The sequence below is a fragment of the Paenibacillus artemisiicola genome (assembly GCF_017652985.1).
Lineage (GTDB): Bacteria > Bacillota > Bacilli > Paenibacillales > Paenibacillaceae > Paenibacillus_Z > Paenibacillus_Z artemisiicola.
The window spans coordinates 345,550-365,006 of the sequence record NZ_JAGGDJ010000003.1 but is presented as its reverse complement, the minus strand read 5'-3'; the positions used below and the strand labels follow the sequence as shown (position 1 = coordinate 365,006).

Annotated in this window: 21 protein-coding genes; 3 read left to right on the top strand and 18 right to left on the bottom strand. The window is 60.2% G+C overall.

Annotated features, from left to right (window positions below; translation table 11 throughout):
* Positions 1 to 32 precede the first annotated feature (32 nt).
* From ypeB to I8J29_RS07645, 6 genes are all read right to left on the bottom strand, one after another.
* Entirely contained in the window at positions 33 to 1,373 is a 1,341-nt protein-coding gene (gene ypeB, locus I8J29_RS07670; RefSeq protein WP_208847034.1) for a germination protein YpeB, read from the bottom strand.
* A gap of 102 nt (positions 1,374 to 1,475) precedes the next feature.
* Positions 1,476 to 1,634 (bottom strand): hypothetical protein, encoded by a 159-nt coding sequence (locus I8J29_RS07665; RefSeq protein WP_208847033.1) that lies wholly within the window; start codon positions 1,632 to 1,634, stop codon positions 1,476 to 1,478.
* Between the two features lie 68 nt (positions 1,635 to 1,702).
* Complete coding sequence (gene prsW / locus I8J29_RS07660; RefSeq protein WP_208847032.1) at positions 1,703 to 2,401, bottom strand: glutamic-type intramembrane protease PrsW; 699 nt, start codon at positions 2,399 to 2,401, stop codon at positions 1,703 to 1,705.
* 65 nt (positions 2,402 to 2,466) lie between these two features.
* Positions 2,467 to 3,717 carry a Glu/Leu/Phe/Val family dehydrogenase gene (locus tag I8J29_RS07655; protein ID WP_208847031.1) on the bottom strand — a complete coding sequence of 417 codons (1,251 nt, stop codon included), beginning with the start codon at positions 3,715 to 3,717 and terminating at the stop codon, positions 2,467 to 2,469.
* 148 nt (positions 3,718 to 3,865) lie between these two features.
* Positions 3,866 to 4,471 (bottom strand): genetic competence negative regulator, encoded by a 606-nt coding sequence (locus I8J29_RS07650; RefSeq protein WP_090637911.1) that lies wholly within the window; start codon positions 4,469 to 4,471, stop codon positions 3,866 to 3,868.
* 266 nt (positions 4,472 to 4,737) lie between these two features.
* Positions 4,738 to 5,052, bottom strand: coding sequence for a hypothetical protein (locus tag I8J29_RS07645; protein WP_208847030.1), 315 nt, complete (start codon positions 5,050 to 5,052; stop codon positions 4,738 to 4,740).
* 186 nt (positions 5,053 to 5,238) lie between these two features.
* Between I8J29_RS07645 and I8J29_RS07640 the strand changes: the two genes are divergently transcribed.
* Positions 5,239 to 6,246, top strand: coding sequence for a polysaccharide deacetylase family protein (locus tag I8J29_RS07640; protein ID WP_208847029.1), 1,008 nt, complete (start codon positions 5,239 to 5,241; stop codon positions 6,244 to 6,246).
* On the opposite strand, the gene I8J29_RS07635 is transcribed toward I8J29_RS07640, so the two are convergent.
* The 3 genes from I8J29_RS07635 to I8J29_RS07625 are packed head-to-tail and all read right to left on the bottom strand — an operon-like array spanning position 6,188 to position 7,957.
* Positions 6,188 to 7,060 carry a metallophosphoesterase gene (locus tag I8J29_RS07635; protein WP_208847028.1) on the bottom strand — a complete coding sequence of 291 codons (873 nt, stop codon included), beginning with the start codon at positions 7,058 to 7,060 and terminating at the stop codon, positions 6,188 to 6,190. The two genes, I8J29_RS07640 and I8J29_RS07635, sit on opposite strands and share 59 nt — an antisense overlap.
* Positions 7,061 to 7,112: 52 nt before the next feature.
* Positions 7,113 to 7,367 carry a hypothetical protein gene (locus I8J29_RS07630; protein ID WP_240545969.1) on the bottom strand — a complete coding sequence of 85 codons (255 nt, stop codon included), beginning with the start codon at positions 7,365 to 7,367 and terminating at the stop codon, positions 7,113 to 7,115.
* A complete protein-coding gene (locus I8J29_RS07625) occupies positions 7,364 to 7,957 on the bottom strand; it encodes a CPBP family intramembrane glutamic endopeptidase (protein WP_208847027.1) in 594 nt (197 codons plus the stop codon). The genes I8J29_RS07630 and I8J29_RS07625 overlap by 4 nt, the downstream gene beginning before the upstream one ends.
* A 114-nt stretch (positions 7,958 to 8,071) precedes the next feature.
* Between I8J29_RS07625 and I8J29_RS07620 the strand changes: the two genes are divergently transcribed.
* Positions 8,072 to 8,998 (top strand): hypothetical protein, encoded by a 927-nt coding sequence (locus I8J29_RS07620; RefSeq protein WP_208847026.1) that lies wholly within the window; start codon positions 8,072 to 8,074, stop codon positions 8,996 to 8,998.
* A gap of 27 nt (positions 8,999 to 9,025) precedes the next feature.
* Here I8J29_RS07620 and I8J29_RS07615 read toward each other — a convergent pair whose 3' ends face one another.
* Complete coding sequence (locus I8J29_RS07615; protein WP_208847025.1) at positions 9,026 to 9,352, bottom strand: rhodanese-like domain-containing protein; 327 nt, start codon at positions 9,350 to 9,352, stop codon at positions 9,026 to 9,028.
* 264 nt (positions 9,353 to 9,616) lie between these two features.
* Here I8J29_RS07615 and serA point away from each other — a divergent pair, with 264 nt between their 5' ends.
* Complete coding sequence (serA, locus tag I8J29_RS07610) at positions 9,617 to 11,209, top strand: phosphoglycerate dehydrogenase (protein WP_208847024.1); 1,593 nt, start codon at positions 9,617 to 9,619, stop codon at positions 11,207 to 11,209.
* A gap of 280 nt (positions 11,210 to 11,489) precedes the next feature.
* On the opposite strand, the gene I8J29_RS07605 is transcribed toward serA, so the two are convergent.
* The 8 genes from I8J29_RS07605 to I8J29_RS07570 all read right to left on the bottom strand — a co-directional run bounded on the left by I8J29_RS07605 (position 11,490) and on the right by I8J29_RS07570 (position 19,423).
* Positions 11,490 to 12,908 carry a HAMP domain-containing sensor histidine kinase gene (locus I8J29_RS07605; protein ID WP_208847023.1) on the bottom strand — a complete coding sequence of 473 codons (1,419 nt, stop codon included), beginning with the start codon at positions 12,906 to 12,908 and terminating at the stop codon, positions 11,490 to 11,492.
* Positions 12,909 to 13,625, bottom strand: coding sequence for a response regulator transcription factor (locus tag I8J29_RS07600; RefSeq protein WP_090637935.1), 717 nt, complete (start codon positions 13,623 to 13,625; stop codon positions 12,909 to 12,911).
* Positions 13,626 to 13,719: 94 nt separating this feature from the next.
* Positions 13,720 to 14,979: a cytochrome c biogenesis protein CcsA gene (gene ccsA, locus I8J29_RS07595; RefSeq protein ID WP_208847022.1), complete on the bottom strand. Its 1,260-nt coding sequence runs from the start codon at positions 14,977 to 14,979 to the stop codon at positions 13,720 to 13,722.
* Complete coding sequence (gene resB, locus I8J29_RS07590) at positions 14,976 to 16,640, bottom strand: cytochrome c biogenesis protein ResB (RefSeq protein ID WP_208847021.1); 1,665 nt, start codon at positions 16,638 to 16,640, stop codon at positions 14,976 to 14,978. The genes ccsA and resB overlap by 4 nt, the downstream gene beginning before the upstream one ends.
* Positions 16,641 to 16,659: 19 nt before the next feature.
* Positions 16,660 to 17,187, bottom strand: coding sequence for a redoxin domain-containing protein (locus I8J29_RS07585; RefSeq protein ID WP_208847020.1), 528 nt, complete (start codon positions 17,185 to 17,187; stop codon positions 16,660 to 16,662).
* A 95-nt stretch (positions 17,188 to 17,282) separates the two neighbouring features.
* On the bottom strand, positions 17,283 to 18,023 hold the full coding sequence (locus I8J29_RS07580) for a pseudouridine synthase (RefSeq protein ID WP_208847019.1): 741 nt from the start codon (positions 18,021 to 18,023) through the stop codon (positions 17,283 to 17,285).
* A gap of 166 nt (positions 18,024 to 18,189) precedes the next feature.
* Positions 18,190 to 18,726, bottom strand: coding sequence for a spore maturation protein (locus I8J29_RS07575; RefSeq protein ID WP_276316261.1), 537 nt, complete (start codon positions 18,724 to 18,726; stop codon positions 18,190 to 18,192).
* Positions 18,719 to 19,423: a nucleoside recognition domain-containing protein gene (locus I8J29_RS07570; protein WP_208847018.1), complete on the bottom strand. Its 705-nt coding sequence runs from the start codon at positions 19,421 to 19,423 to the stop codon at positions 18,719 to 18,721. The genes I8J29_RS07575 and I8J29_RS07570 overlap by 8 nt, the downstream gene beginning before the upstream one ends.
* Positions 19,424 to 19,457: the final 34 nt, after the last annotated feature.

The following is a 19,457-nucleotide window of genomic DNA, read 5'->3' as shown; positions in this document are numbered from 1 at the left end:
GGACGTGCGTCTCGGGACGCACGTCCTTTCGGTCAAGCCGGCAGCTGTTCGATGGACTCCTCGACGCCGCTGTCGGCGTTGATATAGATTTTGTAAACCGATCCGTTGATCTTGCCGACGAACTCGTAGCACAGCACTTCCTTGTCCTCGTCGTTGTCGATCAAGGCCATTTGCTGCCTGCTCACCTTGAAATCGGGATTAAGCGCCGCCTTCGCCTGCGCGCTCGTCAGCTTCGCCTTCGGCAGGTTCCGCTTGCGGTGCTCGTAGACGTAATCGCCGGCTTGAATCGCCACGCCGTCGCCGTTGTCCCGCGCGATCTTGACGGTCAGCTTGGCGGGATAGATCAGTACGCCGTCCTGGGTATCGACGAAGGTAAATACGGCCGCGTCGTTGCCGTCGTCGTAGGAAATCGGCCTCATGCCTTCGTAGCCATGATTCTTCAGGAACTCGCCCGCCTTGCGCTTCGCTTGCCCGATGCTTACGGCCTGCTTGCCGATATCGCGCGGATTGGTAAACCAAATCAGCTTGGCGCCCTTCTGCGTGTAATCGATCTCGATCGGATTGTCCGCTTTGTTCGCTTTATACGTGGCCGAGAAGGAGGCGTATTCGGTGCCTTTGCCGTTCTCGACGACCCGGATGTTTTTCGCCTGCGCCGGGCTTAAGCCGAGGAATTTGGCCGCGCGGTCCCGAATCTCCGCCGGCGTGCTCATCTGGCCGGCGAGCATCGTGACGGTCCGCTTCTGGTACATGCTCGCGACCGAAGGGCCCCAGTTGATCTCCGGGTATTCGCTGACTTTCTTATCCACCGTCTTGAACCCGTCGATGATCGTGTTGTCCCGGTTCGATTTCTCCGTGGCGAGCGCGACTTCGACGTCCATCCAGCGCAGATTGTTCGCCAGCACCTTTTCCTGCACGCCGTTCAGCGACTTGGAGATGTCCTCCGAGTCGGAGTAGAGCGTCTTCAGCGTCTTGAATTCATCCGGAGACAACGGCTGCTTGCCCAAATCCCGGACCGACGTTTTATACGAGAAGTTCGCGATTTTGGACAGGAATTCTTCCGTCTTGTTGAACGGCAGCAGCGTCAGCGGCAGCTGGTTGATCTCGTTCTGCGCTTCGCTTGTCAGCCGCCACGCGTTCACCAGTCCTTTGCGCTGAAAACTTTGCGACGCGCTGTTGACGGCCAGCGTATTTCCGAGCTGGCGGTGCAGCTGGTCGACATGGTACGACAAATCGTGAAAGGCGCGCTGGTATTGGCTCTCGGCCTTGATTAAAATGGAATTTTTCTCCTGGTGCTCCTGGTAGCCCCAGTACATGGAGCCGATGAAGAACAGCGTCATGACCGGGAAAAGCACAGCGCTTAAGCGACGATACATAGCAAAAGCTCCTTTCGTATGCAAAACCTGGTGTTAGTTTGGTTTGCCGAAAGGAGCTTTATGCATGTATGGCGAAGTTTTCCTCGCGTTTGGCGGCGCGCGTTAGAGCGCCAATTCTTCGATGTCGAAATCGTCGACGTTGTTGCATAAGCATTGCTTGAAGCCGGTGTCGATCCGGTCTTTGTCCCTGCGTCCGCGGAGCACGAACTTCTCCCCGCACAAATTGCAGCGGATGGCTATTTTCACGCGAGCCGTTTCCATTGCGGTCCTCCCCTAGGTTGGCCGGCCCGGTCCGGGCTGGCGTTCTTTACCTAGTATGGACGGAAATGCTACAGCTTAACCTCTTCCTCGCGGCCGATCAGCCTGAACGGCGACCGCGCGTTCGCCCGGTTGATCCGGCGCACGCCTTTGTACCACAAGTAAGCCATGAGCGGCATGATGAACCATGCCCAATAAGTCGAGCCGGAACCCATGATATAGTCGTACAGCCCATGCTCGAGCAGCGGCAGGCAGGCCGCGAGAATCAGGAAGCGGATCTTCAGCTTGGACGCGCTCGCGAATCTGGCCTTCCCGAGGTAGTAGCCCATGGTGACGCCGAACAGCGCGTGGCCGGAAACCGGCAGCAGCGCCCGGATCAGAAGCGAGCCTACCGTCATCGGCTGGAAAACCGCGTAGAGCACGTTCTCGACGGTCGCGAACCCGAGCGAGATCGCGACCGCATAGACGATGCCGTCATAGGGCTCGTCGAATTCCGTGTGATTATATATGATATGGTAAAGGACGAACCACTTCATCAGCTCTTCGACGCCTGCCGAGACGGCGAACGAGAACACGACCGGCCCGCTTCCCAGGCCAAGCTCGAGCCCACGCTGGATGACCATGATCGGAAGCACGATCAGTACGCCCATCAGAAAAACCCGGATGACCATATGAATTGGCTCCGCTTCGTAGCGGTCCTTCAAATAAAAGTAGGTTAGCAGCGCGATGCCGGGAGCGACCGCGGCCGTCAAAATCGAAAAAAGCAGCATTTATCCGTGTCACCTTCCAGAAGGAAACCGATCCGCCGCGGAAGAAGACCGGACAGCCGTCTTCGTTATACCCATCCCCGCAGGCGAACCGCTTCCGCCAATTTGCGAACGCCGACCATGTACGCGGCCAGGCGCATGTCGACTTTCTTCGTCCGATGCACCTCATACACGTTTTCGAAACCGCGCACCATCATGAGCCGCAGCTTCGCGTCGACTTCTTCTTCCGTCCAATAGTAGCCTTGGTTGTTTTGCACCCATTCGAAATAGGATACGATCACGCCGCCCGCGCTTGCCAGCACGTCCGGGACGAGCAGAATGCCGCGGTCCGTCACGATGCGGGTCGCTTCCAGCGTCGTGGGACCGTTCGCGGCCTCCACAATGATTTTAGCACGAATCCGGTCCGCATTGCTTGCCGTTATTTGGTTCTCGATCGCGGCCGGCACGAGCACGTCGCATTCCAGCGCCAGCAGTTCCTCGTTCGAGATCGTGCTCTTGAACAAGTTGGTGACCGTCCCGAACGAATCGCGGCGGTCCATCAGGTCGGCGATGTCCAATCCTTGTTCATTATACAATGCGCCGTGCACATCGGAAATAGCAATCACTTTCGCGCCCGCGTCGTACATGAACTTCGCGAGGTAGCTGCCCGCGTTGCCGAAGCCTTGAATGACGACGCGGGTGCCTTGCAGCGGGATGCCCAGCTTCCCCATCGCCTCGTCGATCATGATGGCTACGCCGCGTGCCGTGGCGCTTTCCCGGCCATGCGAACCGCCCAGCACGAGCGGTTTGCCCGTAATGAAACCCGGCGCGTCGAATTCCCGGATGCGGCTGTATTCGTCCATCATCCAAGCCATGACCTGCGAGTTCGTCATGACGTCCGGAGCCGGGATGTCCTTGGTCGGCCCGACGATCTGGCTGATCGCTCTTACGTAGCCGCGGCTTACCCGTTCCAGCTCGCGGAACGACATTTTGCGAGGGTCGCAAATGACGCCGCCTTTGCCGCCGCCGTACGGCAAATCCGCGATGCCGCATTTCAAGCTCATCCAGATCGACAGCGCCTTCACCTCGGCTTCATTAACGCCGGGATGGAACCGCACGCCACCCTTCGTCGGGCCGACGGCGTCGTTATGCTGGGCGCGATAGCCGATGAAGACGCGGGTCTTGCCGTCGTCCATGCGCACCGGAAAGCGCACGGCGAGCATGCGCATCGGTTCCTTCAGCAAATCGACCATTTCGTCGCCGTAGCCCAGCTTGCGGAGCGCCTCGTCGATCACGATTTGCGTCGAGGTCAATACGTTGTCGTTTTCCATTTCTGTCATGGAAATGTTCACCGCCTTTGCCTTCAGTATGATCGGGCGCGAGAGCAACTATGCGACGGGCGGCCGCGACGAGCCGCGCCGGAATAAACAAAAAGCACCAGACATGCGGATATCCGCTGCTGATGCTTTCAGTAGCAAAGCGACGATTTTAGAAATGAGTGCAAATTTCAAGCACCGCTTTGGCAGGTACGATCACTTTGCCGTATTCTTCGAGAACCGCGGTCGTAATCGACGTGGCTTCGCCGTACTCCGCCAACAGGGCGATGATGGCGTGGTAGCGGGGCAGCTCGATGCCGACCGGCTCGAATGCAAGCATATATTTGCCGTTGTAGGCATAGAGACGTCCGTCTTCGATCAATTCAGCCGCTTTGAGCTGCTTGCTGACGGAAATGACATCTTCGATGTCCTTGAACGCGTAAAGCACGATATCGCTCTGCTCCAGCGTGACTTCCATCTCGTAAACGTCCTCGTCGTTTTCTTCTTCTTGCAGCTGGTCGTCCGATTTTCCGTTCACTTTGCCGCGCGTCACGATGACGACCATGCCTTGAGCAGGAAGCGCAAACACCTCCACGGCCAACGGGCCGCTGGCATCGAAGCCGAGCTCGCTGTAGGCTTGATCCATCATTTCGCTGAACAGCTCATGGACTTTCGGAATTTCGCGCCACATGTCTTCCTTCTGGATCCCACGCTCCAGCAAGTCGTCGAACGTCAGGAAGATTCGGATTTTGTCTTGATTGAGCCGTTCGATTTTCATGATAGGATCCTCCTTTTCGAAAAGCATCTGCTTCGTCTATTCGGAGCAAAAACCTTCGTCGAAAGCGATTGAACGCGGGTAACATTTGTTATACACAGCGTATGTAGACGCCGTGGTTTGGTGAATAAAATGTACTTATTGCTATGTTAGCATGTCTGGGATCGGAATGCACTACCGCGCCAAAAAAAGAATCGCCTCCGCTCCCAACTGTATATACGCAGCCGGGAAGGAAACGATTCGTTTTTGTCCACATTTCGTGTCTCGCTTTAATGCGTCTTCGCTTCGGATTTGATCGCGTCGACCTGATGCTTGAGACCGGGGTCGCTGTTCAGCATCATTTCAATCTGTCCCCAAGCGCCCGCGGAATCTCTCGCGGCGCCTTCCTTATGCGCAGCGGAAGCATGACGCGCTTCGCCGAATTTGCGGCTCACGACCGCTCCCATCGCTCTTCTCGAGACGCCCGACATGGCCATTCCGGCCGCGCTGGTCGCCCATGCGAACATTCCGGGTCTTCTTTTGGCGACATAAGCCGCGGCGGCGGCGCCGGCCAGACCCCCAAGCAGAAATACAGACCATTTCATCGGGAAAAGTCCTCCTCCAACTTGCTGATGCGTTTCGGTTCGCCCATAGTGTGACCCGCTCCGCCGGCGGCCATCCCACCACAAATTTAGGAAAGCGGAAAGATCGGGCGCTTGGCCATAATATGCTACAATGAGGGCAATCCTCGGGGCACGTCCGGTGCTTTCGACCAAGGAGGTTCGCTGAACATGAAACCGCGAAACGCAATTCGAACGACGACGACGATCCTGCTGGGGCTGGCGCTCGCGCTTGCCGCCGGCTGCGCGACCGCGCAAAATTCCACGGCGCCGAAAGAGCCGAAACCGTCCGCCGAGCAGGCCAATCCCGGCAGCGCGAATAAGCCGCAATCGCTGCCCGGCGCGAGCGAAACGAACGGGGGCGCCGGCTCGAACGCGGCAGCCGGCGGAACGAAATCCGGCTCGGCCGAAGCTCCCGGCGGCGCCAACGGGGGCGGCCAAACGAACGCGGGCAAGCCTTCCTCGCCCGCGCCGACCGCGCCTTCCGGCGGCGCGAACCCCGCCGGGCATGCCGTCAAGAAGCTGTACCGCATGAACGCCGTTTACAGCTTCGTCCCTATCGATAAAGCGGCTGCTAGCGCCAAGGTCGTCCTGCTGACGTTCGACGACGGGCCGAAAGCGGATAAGACGGTCACGTCGCTGCTCGATACGCTGGATAAGCACAAGGCGAAAGCGATCTTCTTCGTGAACGGCTACCGCGTGAAGAGCCATCCGGAGCTGCTCAAAAAAATCGCCGACCGCGGCCAAGCGATCGGCAACCATTCCTGGGATCATATTGATTTGAAGAAAGAAAAAGAAGCGACCGTCCGAAAGCAGATCGTCGACGTCCAAAGCATCGTGAAAAAAGTCACCGGCAGCGCGCCCGTCTTCTTCCGGCCGCCGTTCGGCTCGGGCAACGACTCGGTCAAGCGCATCGTGCGCGGCCAAGGCATGCTGTACATGACATGGTCGAACGGCTCGCTCGACTGGGACGCGGGCTCCCGCGACAAACCGGACAAAGTCATCGCCAACGTGCTCGAGCAGCTTCATCCCGGCGTGAACATACTCATGCACGAGCTGCCGTGGACGACCGAAGCGCTCGATGCGCTGCTGACGAAGCTGGAAGCGAAAGGCTACGGCTTCATCGACCCCGCTTCGATCGATCTTGGTCTGGATGCGCCCCCGAAGAACGTAAAGTGATCCGGTGCAGCTGCGGCTCCGTCAAGAGCCGGATCGGCAGCCTCGACGTCCCGAAGCCGCAGCTGACGAACAGCCGCATCTTCGGGACGCCCCGCGCCGGCCGGTCGAAATCGAACCAGCCCCGCCAATAGCCGGAATCGCCTTCCCCGCGCCAAAGCGGGCCGATCACCGGCAGCGCCACCTGTCCGCCGTGCGTATGTCCCGACAGGACCAAGTCTATGTACTCGTCGCCCTTCAGCCGTTTGGCGATGATGGGATCGTGCGACAACAGTATCGTGAACAGTTGGCCCCGGCCGTCCTCCATGTCGGCGAGCGCCAGATCGGGCCGCTCGTGATCGGTGCGCGGATCGTCGACCCCGGCGAGCCGGATCCGGCTTCCGTCCTTCTGCTCCAGCACGACAGACTCGTTCGCGAGCAGCCGCACGCGTTCTTCCTCCAGCAGCACCTCGAACGGGCGAATATCCTCGTCATAATCGTGATTGCCGTGCACCATGTACATCGGCGCGATCCGCGACAGCCGCCGCAAATTTTCCCGGATGCGCGCATCCGGCACCTTCTTCTCGCGCAAGTCGCCGCCGATCAGCACCAAATCGGCGCCGCCGGCCTGCGCGAACGCGTCGATGAGCCGGTTCGGAATGACGCGCCGGTGAACGTCGCTGATAAACAACAGCGCCGTGCCGTCGAACGCTTGCGGCAGCCGCTCGAACGCGGCTTCCTGCACGTCCAGTCTGTACCGGTACGACGCGCGTACCATATGCCCCAAGGCCAACAAGCCGAATATTGCGACGGCAGCCGCTATCCATATGAATGTCATGATTCCCGCTTGCACCTCCGAATGGCGTTCCCCTTACTCTTGCGCAACGTCTCTAATAGTCGAACTGCCTTCCCCACCACAGCAAACCCGCGAGCAAGAGCAGGAACAAGAAGATGAGCAGCCGGTAAAACCAGCGCGTCAGCTGCTGCTTGCTTGAAGGGTGGGACGCCCGCCTCGGCGGCAGGGCCGGTGCTTCCTCGCCGTCCTTCTCGAGCCCCCATTCCGCCTCCAGCGCCGCGGCGGTCTCGTCGTAGAAGTCGTCCAGCGGCTTGCCGGTCCGTTTGCCGAATTTTTTGACTCTGCTCATGGTTCCCTCCGAAACCGGATCACGAGCCCCATGACCAAATCGATGACGAAATGCGCGAGAATCGGCGCCAGCAGCGTTCCGGTCCGAATATAGATCCAACCGAGCGCGTAGCTGATCACGAATACGAGGCCCGTCGGAATCCAATGCCGCAAATAACGGACGTGGATGGTAGCGAATACGATGCTCGTCCAGTACGGTCCGATGTGATGCTGCACGGCCCCGCGAAACAGCGTTTCCTCGCAGATCGCCACGACGAGCGACAGCAGCGCGATGTGCCAGATCGGCCGCGTCCGGAAGATCCGGTCGTTCACCCCGCCGTCGTCGTTCGCTTCGTCCGGCACGAAGCGTGCCGCGAGCATGTCGAGCAAGACGACCGCCGCGGCCAGGCCGAGGCCCCAATAGAGAAATTGCCAATCGTTCTCCGGCGCGTACAAAGAAAATGGATTGCGGCGCTGAAATAACAGCCAAACGAAACCGATAATGAAAGTAATCGCCTGCGTCGCGTACAAATTGATCAGGAGCATCCGGTCATCGATATCGTCGATGCGCGTCGTTTTCAGCCTGATTTTGCGAAGATCGAATTTTTTCATGTCCTGCTCCTGCCATGGTAGGTTTATATTTCCTTTTACTAGGATTTATCCTATACTAGTAGGACGGTTGCGAGAAATTTGTCGAAAAAAGTATAGAATATGAAGGGGATTAACATGGAGAAACGGCTAACGCGCACCGAAATGCTTTTTAGTCTCGGCTTTCTGTTCATGCTCGTTTTCGCGGTCGGCGCGTTTTTCTACGGCGTCAAAATCGGATCCGAAAAAACCGAGGCTCGGCTGGTCGAGCCCGCGAAACATCTCAGCGGAAGCACGAAAGGAAACGCGGATGCCTATCAGCAGCAGGATCTCGTTTCCTTCTATCATACCGTATATTTGCCCTATCGTGAATTTCAAAACGAATGGTTCGCCACGTTCCGCAAATTGACGGCCGGCCAGTTGGCCAACGCCGGTTCCGCCCTGAACGATCTGTCGGGCACCGCCGAGCAAACCTACAAGGAAGCCGAACGCGCGTCCGTGCCCGCCAACTCGCCGCTGCTGGAAACCGCGCAGCTTCAGCTGCTCAAAAGCCTGCGCATGTTCGACGAAGCCGCGTCGCGCGGCGCCGGCTCCGTCAAGGACATGGCCGGGGCCGAGCTGGCTCAGGCGCTGGAGAAAGACGCCTATTACGCCGATGCCGTGAAATACGCGCTCGGCGGCCAGCAGGACTATTACGCGGCGATGCTGAAATGGAGCGCCTCCGTCAACCCGGCCATTCCGGGCGAATACGAAGCGCCGGGCGGGCTCAGCCTCGCGGATTGGAAGAAGCTCCCGCTGACGGTCAAGAACAAAGTGGCCGCGGACCAGTTGAACGCGCGCAAGTCGCTCGCCGCCTTCTACCCGCAGGACCTCGCTTCGCGCGTGGACGAGTTCATCCATTCCGGCCAGGCGAGCTCCATGAAGATGCGCACGGTCGATGCCGTCATCGACCTGCTCGTCAAGACGGAGGCGGTCCGGGCCGGCGATTTCGGAGGCAGCAAGGACGAACTGTATCCGAAGGAACTGCTGCCGCAGCTTCCGTTTTTCTTCCCGGAGGAGGAATAAATCCGGACATGCGGCCCCGATGCGCGTTTAATCATAACGAAAGCCGTCATGAAGGGATACCGCAGCCATGCCGCCGACCACGTTGGCGAGGCCGCCGTATCCCTTCTCGCTTAAGAAGCGGCAAACCGCCTGGCTGCGCACGCCGTGCGCGCAAATCACGTAAACCGTTTTGTCCGCCGGTACCTGCGTCCACGTATCCATGAAGGACGAAAGCGGCAGCAACGTGCTGCCCTCCAAATGATAATAGTCCCACTCCTCGGGCTCCCGCACGTCTATGATTTGATCCGGCTCAAGCTTCCCTTCCCGCGCCAATTGCCAGAAAGCGTCCGGTTGAATGTCGCGCCAAACGTCCATTTCGATAACCTCCCGTTTACGGTCGATCATAACGAAATTTTCACATTTGAGCAAGTTTTAAGCATTGCAATTGCTTTTCAGCTTGCTATAATAGGGGAAACATAAATCAGCCCGAAATTGCCGTTCCACAGGATTCGTTCATAGCCCGATGTGTGATCGCGCGAACAGACTCTCGCCTTTGGCGCCGCCGCGTGCGGCGGATGGACGGGGGTCTTTCGCTTCTACTATATATCCATCATACAAACGCTCAGGAGGCAATCCAACATGTTCAAAGTTTTGGTCTCAGATCCGATCAGCGATTTAGGCATTCAGAAGCTCGTGGATGCGGAGGACGTGACGGTCGACAAGAAGCCGGGCCTCAGCGAAGACGAGCTTGTCGCCATCATCGGCGACTACGATGCCCTGCTCGTGCGCAGCCAGACGCGGGTCACCGCGCGGATCATGGACGCCGGCAAGTCGCTTAAAGTCGTCGGACGCGCAGGCGTCGGGGTCGACAACATCGATTTGGAAGCGGCCACGCAGCGCGGCATCATCGTCATCAACGCGCCGGACGGGAACACGATCACGACCTGCGAGCACACGTTCGCGATGATGATGGCCGTCGCCCGCCACATCCCGCAGGCCTACCTGAAAACGGTCGGCGGCGAGTGGGACCGCAAGTCCTTCCTCGGCGTCGAGCTGCGCGGCAAGATCCTGGGCGTTCTCGGCATGGGCCGCATCGGCAGCGAAGTGGCCAAGCGGGCCAAAGCGTTCGGCATGGAAATTTGGGGCTATGACCCGTTCCTGACGGAAGAGCGCGCGGAGAAGCTCGGCATCCGGATGTCCAGCGTGGACGACATCGTGCGCAACGCGGATTTCATGACGGTGCACACGCCGCTGACGCCGGAGACCCGCCACATGATCTCCCGTCCGCAATTCGAGGTCATGAAGAAAGGCATGCGCATCGTGAACTGCGCCCGCGGGGGCATCATTGACGAGCTCGCCCTCGTGGAAGCCGCCGATCAGGGGATCGTCGCCGGCGCCGCCTTCGACGTGTTCGAGGTCGAACCTCCGGCTGCCGACCATCCGTTCCTGAACCATCCGAAGATCATCGTCACCCCGCACCTCGGCGCCTCCACCGTGGAAGCGCAGGAGAACGTCGCGATCGACGTCTCCGAGCAAGTGCTGAACATCCTGCGCGATAAGCCGTTCCTGAACGCCGTGAACATGCCTCCGATCCCGGCGAACGTGCTGAACAAGCTGCAGCCGTACTTCGGCCTCGGCGAGAAGCTGGGCAGCTTCGTCTCGCAGCTGATCGAAGGCGCCGTCGAAGAGATCAGCGTGAGCTACGCCGGCGAGCTGGCCGAAGTCGACACGCAGCCGCTCACCCGCTATATCGTCCGCGGCGTGCTGTCGCATCACCTCGGCGCGGAGCAAGTGAACGTCGTCAACTCGCTGCATCTGGCGAAGGGCCGCCACGTGAACATCGTCGTGAGCAACTCGCATGCCGCGCGCGACTTTACGAACTCGATCACCGTCGTTCTCCGGTCCAAGACGGCGACGCGCCTCGTGACGGGCACGATGCTGACGGGCTACGGCCCGCGGATCGTCCAAATCGACCGGTTCACGGTCGACGTGGCGCCGCAAGGCAACCTGATCCTGGTCTCGCATAACGACAAGCCGGGCATCATCGGCAGCGTCGGCACGCTGCTCGGCGACAACGGCGTCAACATCGCCGCGATGCAGGTCGGCCGCGAGCTCGAAGGCGGCGCCGCGATCATGGTGCTTACCGTGGACAAAGGCGCCTCGAAAGAGCTGATCGCGAAGCTCGTCGAGCTGCCGGATCTGAACAAAGCGAAAGAAATCAACCTGTACTAATCCTCGCCGCGGTACTGCGGCCGGATGCCGAAAGAGCGCCTTCCTCTCGAGGAAAGGCGCTCTTTTTAGCCCATTTCGGCGTTTACGGAAATAAAATGTTTCACGACCAACAAGATTAGTCTACTTCCTTCAACAAGATGCGACGCGAATGGCGGTCGGTGGCCGCGCGGCTCCGGCGCATGAATCGAGTTCGTCGAAAGAACGGCAAAGGCGCTTCTCGTACGGAGAAGCGCCTTTGCCATTCGCTCGCGGAGATGATTCGCTGCGTCGCGAACGCTTATTATAGCGGTTCGACGGGCAGCAGCAGCGTGAACGTCGTGCCGACGCCGACCGTGCTTTCCGCCCGGATCCGGCCTTTATGCGATTCGACGATGTTCTTCACGATGGCGAGGCCGAGCCCCGTCCCGCCGCTCGAAGCCCCGCGCGTGCGTGCTTTGTCCGCCTTATAGAAGCGCTCGAAGATGAACGGCAGATCCTCGTCCGGGATGCCCTCCCCTTCGTCGCGAACCTGGATCTCGACGTACGCCTTCCGGTCCGCGACCGTCTGGCGGGCGCCGATCCGAATATGCGCTTCCGCCGGCGTATGCCGGAGCGCGTTGCTCAGCAGATTCGTGAGCACCTGCTCCAGCCGGTCCTCATCCGCTTCGGCCAGAACGAGCGGCTCCGCGGCCATCTCGAGCTCGAGCTGAATGTTTTGCTCCTTCGCCAAGCCTTGGAACTTGCGGTGCACGCGCCGGAGCAGCCCGGTCAAGTCCGTCGGCTCCAGCTTCATCTCCAGATGGCCCGCTTCCATTCGCGCCAGGTCCAGAAGATCCTTCACCAGCCGGCCCATCCGCAGCGATTCCTCGTAGATGACGTGGGCCATCTCCTTCCGTTCTTCCGGCGAAGCCGCGATATCGTCGAGCAGCGCTTCGCTGTAGCCTTGCAGCATGGACAGCGGCGTGCGAAGCTCGTGCGAGACGTTCGCGACGAAATCGCGGCGAAGCTTCTCGAGCTTCGACTCTTCCGTCACGTTGCGCATGACCGCGACCGCGCCGCGCACCGTCTCATTCGACTTGAGCGGCGCCATGACCACCGACCAGACGCCGCTCTGCACGTGCACCTTGTCCGTCAGATCGCGGCCTTCCCGCAGCACCTTGCGATACAGATCGAACAAGGGCGCGGGCACCTTGGAATGCGCCTTTTGTTCCTCGGACCATTCCAGCTCGTTCCAGCGCTCGATGAGCTGCTGGCCGTGAGGATTGGCCAGGATCACCTGGCCCGCCGCGTCGAACGTCACGACGGCGTCCGCCATGCTCCGGTGCACGCTGGCCAGATGCTCTTTCTCGTGATTCAGGTCGCGGATCAGCGTATCGAGCTCGGCCGCCATATTGTTGAACGTATTGGCCAAATCGCCGATTTCGTCGGAGGATCGGATCGGCACCCGGGTCCGGTATTCGCCCTGGGAGATCAGATCCGCCGCCTTCTTCATCTGCAGCAGCGGCTGCGTAATCTTGGTGGACAGGAAGAACGCGAAAAACGTGGACAGCAGGAAGCCGATAATCGCCGTGTAGACGAACAGCACTTTAACGGCATGGGAATTATTGAACGCGATATCGATGTACTGCAGCAGGAACATGCCCAGAATAAGCAGCACCGCCGCCACGAGAGCAATGATCGTGAGCCAGAGCTTGCCGACTACGCTGCGCCAAATGACCACTTATTTGGACACCTCGAGCTTGTAGCCGACGCCCCATACCGTCGTGATCATCATGGCCGCTTCGGGCGACACCTTGTTCAGCTTCTCGCGCAGCCGCTTGACGTGGGTGTCCACCGTGCGCAGGTCGCCGAAGAACTCGTAGTTCCACACGTCCTTCAGCAGCTCCTCGCGGGAAAACACTTTGTCCGGCGAAATGGCGAGGTAATGGAGCAGCTCGTACTCCTTCGGCGTGAGACTCACTTCCTGGCCGCCGGCCATGACCCGGTGCGCGTCGTGCTCGATGATGAGATGCGGGAACACGATGTTGTTGCTCGTCATCGTCTCCTTCGTCAGGAACGCCGTCGCCGACGAACGGCGCAGGATCGCCTTGACGCGGTAGATCACCTCGCGCGGGCTGAACGGCTTGACGACGTAGTCGTCCGCGCCGACCTCGAAGCCCTGGACGCGGTTCATCTCCTCGCCCTTCGCCGTCAGCATGATGACCGGCGTCGACTTCACCTGGCGAAGCCGCGTGCAGACTTCGATGCCGTCGATGCCGGGCAGCATGACGTCGAGCAGGATCAAATCGAACTCGCCGTGCGTCGCCATTCGGAGCGCCGTTTCGCCGTCCTCCGCCTCCTCGATGCGGTAGCCTTCCTTCTCCAAGTACATTTTGAGCAGCCTGCGGATCCGTTCTTCATCGTCTACGACGAGTATGCGGTGAAGTTCTTCGGACATGGAGCATGTCTCCTCTCGAATGGCGAAGAATCGCCTGTAATCGTGCCGCAGGCGCGCGCCTGAAGAGACGCGCGCCTGGCATTCCTTGCTTCTATTATACACCCGCGTACGAGTGCAAACCGACCAGTACGAGATTAACCCCGATTAGCGTGAACATAACCACGACGAAGCCGATTACCGCGAGCCAAGCGGACTTGGAGCCGTGCCAGCCGCGCGACAGGCGAAGATGGAGATACGCCGTGTAGTACAGCCAGGTGATCAGCGCCCATACTTCCTTCGGGTCCCAGCCCCAGAACCGCGACCACGCGATATACGCCCAAATCATGGCGAAGATCAGCGCGCCGAGCGTGAAGATCGGGTAGCCGATCGCGATGGCGCGATAGCTGATTTCGTCGATATCGTCCTCGTCGATGCCGTCCATGAGCGGATGGATGGCCGCCCCGACCCGCTTGCGGAGGATCAGGCGCAGGAGGCCGTACAGAATCGAGCCGTTGATGACCGACCAGGTGATCGTGTTCAGCTTGCGCGCCGCGTCGACGCCCTTCATCCAGTGCGGCGTCTCGAACAGCGGCTTGTCGAGGCCGAGGAACGAATCGATCGACACGACTTGGCTGTTGTACGGCTTGAAGATCGGCGGGAGCGAGTACTCCACCGTGTTGACCGTCGAGTTCTCGACGCCGCTGTCGTCGATCGTGACCGTCTCCTGCTTGAAGCTCGCTTCGTAGCCCGCGCCGCGGAATCCGAAGACGGAGCCGATGAAGGCGATGATGACGATGATGACGTACAGCGTGAACTCCACCCAGCGCTGCTCGCGCTTCGCTTTCTCGTCGGTTTTGCGGAAGTCGACCGTGCGCAGCAGGTACATGAGCCCCGCCGCGAAGCCGACGGCGAAGAATGCTTCGCCCGTCGCGGCCGTCGTAACGTGGATCTTGAGCCAGTACGACTGGAGCGCCGGGATGAGCGGCTGCACCTCCTGCGGGAAGACCGCCGCATAGGCGACGATGATGACCGTGAGCGGCAGCGTGAACAGGCCGAGCAGCGGCTTGCGGTAGATCGCTTCGACGATGATGAACGCCGCCATGATCGCCATCGCGAGGAACGACATGAATTCATACATGTTGCTCGTCGGGATATGGCCGCCGCCGGCCCAGCGAGTGAAGAAGAACGTCAGATGCGCGGCGAAGCCGAGCAGCGAGACGCCGAACGCGATGCGTCCCCACTTCTTGACATGCTCTTCCGGGCTGCGCTTGCTCCACTTTTTGCCCAAGGCGGATACCCCGTAGAACAAAAATCCAAAGCAGTATAGAAAGAATGCGACGATGAACGCGTCGCTGCTGAAATCAAGCAAACTCACGTTTTGTTCCTCCCGTTATCGAGCGACTTCGGCTCTACGACGATGCCCATGCCGCGCAGGGCGGACGCGAGCTCGGCACGCATGCCGTAATTGTTCTTGTTCGTATGGGCGCCGAGCGTGACGCGGCCGCCGTCGAGGCGCAGCCAGATCCGGCGGTGCTGCCAGTACGAGCCGATCAGCAGGCCGAACATCGAAATGCCGGCGCCGACCCATATGTAAGGCATGGCGCGGTCGTAGCGGATGTTGAGCGAGCTTTCGACCGGCGCGAATTCGACGCCGTCCATCGTGCCGACCTTCAACTCGAAGCGATCCGCCAGCTTGCCGTTGATGACGTCCTGGCTGAACCGTTCCTTGTCCGTCTGCTTCGGGAAATACATGTACGGCTCGCCTTGCGCCGGCAAATCCGGTCCCTTCAGCACGAAGACGAACGCCGGCGCGTTCGGTTCCCGCGATTTCGTCGTCGGCTGGCCCTGATCGTTCAGCGCGAAGTCCATGTAGGATTGACGCAGGTCGAGCGTATACGGCCCAAGCGCGTAGCTGAGCTGCGGATTGCGCATGTCCAGCCTGAACGGCCCGTACGTCTTGCCCGTCTTCTTGTCGACCAGGACGGGATTGACCGCTTTCAATTTCGGCGTGTCGTCGAAGCCGAATTGATATGCCTTGAGGCCTTTATACGTCAGCGGATCGTTCACGAGAATGTCGTGGTTCGCCACGGCCGTCAGCTTCGGCTGCTTCGACGGATCGTCGCAGTCGGCCGAGCAGGTGTAGAGCACGGCTTTCGTCTTGTACAGCTTCGCGCGCGCCGTCCCCTGCAGTTCCTTCGGCAGCTCCGCGTCGGTGTAGTAGTCGATGGTGAACTTCTCGTTCTTGATGTAGTACGCCGTCTCCGGCACTTTGACCGTTTCGCCTTCCGGCACGGTGACGTAATTGTCCATCTCCCAGCTCGGCAGCGTCCGCAGCAGCACGGCCAGCAGGAACACGATCAGCCCGATATGGTTGATGTACGGTCCCCAGCGGCTGAACCGGTTCTTCTCCGCGAGCAGCGCGCCGTCTTCCAGGTGCACCTTGTACCGCTTGCGCTTCAGCTGGGCGGCCATCGACGACGTCCATGCATCCGCCGGACCTTCGGCCTCCCCCGCGTACACCGTTTTCTGACGGGTCAGAAACTGCGCGTGCTTGCGGATCTGCTGCTTGTTCAGCGCGCGGTACAGCGGCAGGACCCGGTCGAGGCTGCAGATGACGAGCGAGGTGCCGATCATGACGAGCAGGCCGATAAACCACCAGGATTCGTACGTATGGGAAAAACCGAGCTTATAATACCATTTGCCGATCCAGCCGTACCGTTGCTCGTAATACGTGCTCGGATCGAACGAGATGAAGGCGTTCTCCTGCGTGAAAATCGTGCCGATCATCGCCGCCAGCAGCGTGATGACGATAAGCCGGACGGCCACCTTCACCGACGAGAAGAAGTTCCACACGCGGTCGATCGGCGACGGGTTGCTCTTCTGCGAGCGCCGGGCGATGCCGTCGTAGCGCATCTCGAGCGGGGCGTCGCTCTTCTCCTCTTCGGGATCGAGCGGATAGCCGCAGTTCTCGCACAGCACGGTCCCGGTAGGATTCTGGTGACCGCACTCGCATTTCGTGTTCTCAAAAGCCGACAATGCCAAAAACCTCCTCCGACTAGGACGCCAGCAGTTTCGTGATGCGCTCGTCCATGTCCTGCTTGCCCATCGGTCCGATAAAGACGTCCATAATCGTACCGTCTGGCTTCACGAAGAAGGTGGTGGGATACGACCGAAGCCCGTATGCGCGTTCAATCTGCCGGTTGTCGTCCTGCAAAATCGTATAACTGACGCCGTATTGTTCGATGAAATTGCGGATCGCCAGCTTGTCCTCGCTCAGATTGACGCCGACGATTTCGAACGGCTTGTCCGCATGCTTCTTGTACTGTTCTTCCAAATCCGGCGTCTCCGTCACGCAGCCCGGGCAGAAGGTCCCCCAGAAGTTCAGGACGAGCGCCTTGCCCTTATAGTCCTCGAGACGGTGCGTCTGGCCGTCCAGGTCCAAAAGCGCGAAAGAAGGCGGCGTCTGGCCCTTGCCGGGCAGTCCGCCGCTGTTCGCGAACAGCGAGTTGCCGATGGCATAGCCGCCGAGCACGAGAACGCCGAGGAAGATCAGCACCTGAATGAGTCTGCGGTTCTTTTTCATTGCGTTTCACCGCCTGTTCCTTAGCTGCAATGCTGCTGTTTGTCGTATTTCCATTATAACGAAAATCGGACGGCAATCGAGATTGCCGCCGCCCGTTATTTTTGAACTTTATGTGTCTTGACGGCCGCCGCGCGGAGGTCCTGCACTTCCTTCGGCGTCAGATGCCGGAACTTGCCGCGGGCCAGTCCGTGCAGGCCCAGTTCGCCGAAACGGATCCGGCGGAGCAGGATGACGGGATGATGGATGGCGTCGAACATGCGGCGGACTTGGCGGTTGCGGCCCTCGTAGATCGTAATGGTCACGGTCGCCTGATTCTTCTCCGTGTCGACGTCGTGATATTCGACCTCTGCCGGCGCCGTCATGCCGTCCTCGAGCAGGATGCCCTGCTGCAGGCGCTCCAGCGCGGAGCCGTGGGGGACGCCCTTCACGGTCGCCCAGTAGGTCTTCGGCACGTGATGGCTCGGGTGCGTCAGCAGGTTCGCGAACTCCCCGTCGTTCGTCAGCAGCAGCAGTCCTTCGGTATCGTAATCCAGCCGGCCGACGGGATAGACCCGCTCCTTGATGCCCGGCAGGTAGTCGGAGACGATTTTGCGGCCCTGCGGGTCGCTCGCGCTCGTGATGACGCCTTTCGGCTTATGCAGCATCAGGTACAGCTTGCTTTCGCTTTTGATCCGCCGGCCGTTGACGGTAATGACGTCCGTCGCGGGATCGGCTTTGGCGCCCAAGGTCGTCACGGTCTCCTCGTTGACCTGAACCTTGCCGGAGAGGATCAGCTCCTCGCATTTGCGGCGCGACGCCACGCCGGCCTGCGCCAAAATTTTTTGTAAACGTTCCACTCGATTCACCTCACCCCCCATCATACCCTAAATCGACACCGGAAAGAAAGTGCGCGGACGCCGCGGACTTCTTAGTCCCATGCAAAAAGCCCCGCGCGCTCGGCGTCCGGAGGCGGACGCCGGTTGCGGCGGGACTAGCGCGCGGGTATGTAAATTCTCGGTGGCGTTACGGGCCGAAGACGAACAAACAAATGATGATGGCGGCAAAAAATCCGACCAGATCCGAGAACAACCCGACTTTCAACGCGTATTTGCTCTTGCGGATGCCGACCGCGCCGAAGTACACCGTCAGCACGTAGAGCGTCGTGTCCGTGCTGCCTTGAATCGTCGACGAGATCCGGCCGATCAGCGAATCCGGGCCGTACGTCTTGATCAGCTCCGTCGTGAAGGCGAGCGAGCCGGCTCCCGTCAACGGCCGCAGCAGGCCGAGCGGAAGCACCTCGCTCGGGATGCCGAGGCTGTCGAACAGCGGACGCAGCAAGCCGGCCATCATGTCCATGGCTCCGGAGGCCCGGAACATGCTGATGGCCACCATCATGCCGACGAGATGCGGGATGATGTTGATGGCCGTGCCGAACCCGTCCTTCGCGCCGTCGATGAACGACTCGTAGACGGGCACGCGCTTGAACGCGGCGTACAGCGGGATGAACACGATCATGAACGGAATGAGCCACGCGGAGATCGCCGTTACCCACTCATACAACGGCCTCACCCTTTCCTTGACCGAAGCTTCGCGCCGCCGTTCCCGGCGGGGGCTGCGGCAGGCCTGCGCCTCCGCCGCGCGCCGGCGGGCCGTCGCGGCCGATATCCTTCGGCGGCTTGCGGTTGTACCGGTGGCGGTACCAGCGGTCCGCCGCGATCGCCGCAACCGTCGCGACGAGCGTCGCCGCCAGCGTCGTGCCGACGATCTCGGCGGGATTGACGGAGCCGTACGTCATGCGGATCGCGATGAGCGTCGTCGGCACTAGCGTGATGCTCGACGTATTCAGCGCCAGCAGCGTGCACATGGCGGCGGAAGCCGTCTCCTTGTGCGGATTCAGCTTCTGCAGCTCCTGCATCGCCTTGATGCCCATCGGCGTCGCGGCATTGCCGAGCCCGAGGATGTTCGCGCTCATGTTGCTCATGATATAGCCGAGCGCCGGATGGCCCTTGGGCACGTCCGGAAACAAAAACCGCACGGCGGGCTGCAGCAGGACGGCGATCTTGCGAAGCAGTCCCGCATCCTCGCCGACGCGCATGAGCCCGAGCCAAAACACCATGACGCTGATCAGGCCGAAGCTGACCGTCACCCCGCTTTTGGCGCCTTCGAACGCCGCTTCCGTGAGCGCGTCCATGCGCCCGTTCAAGATGGCGGCAACGAAGCTGGCCGCGATGAAGAATAGCCAAATGAAATTTACCATCCGCCGCCTCCTTCCCCAAAGTCGCGACGCGCGG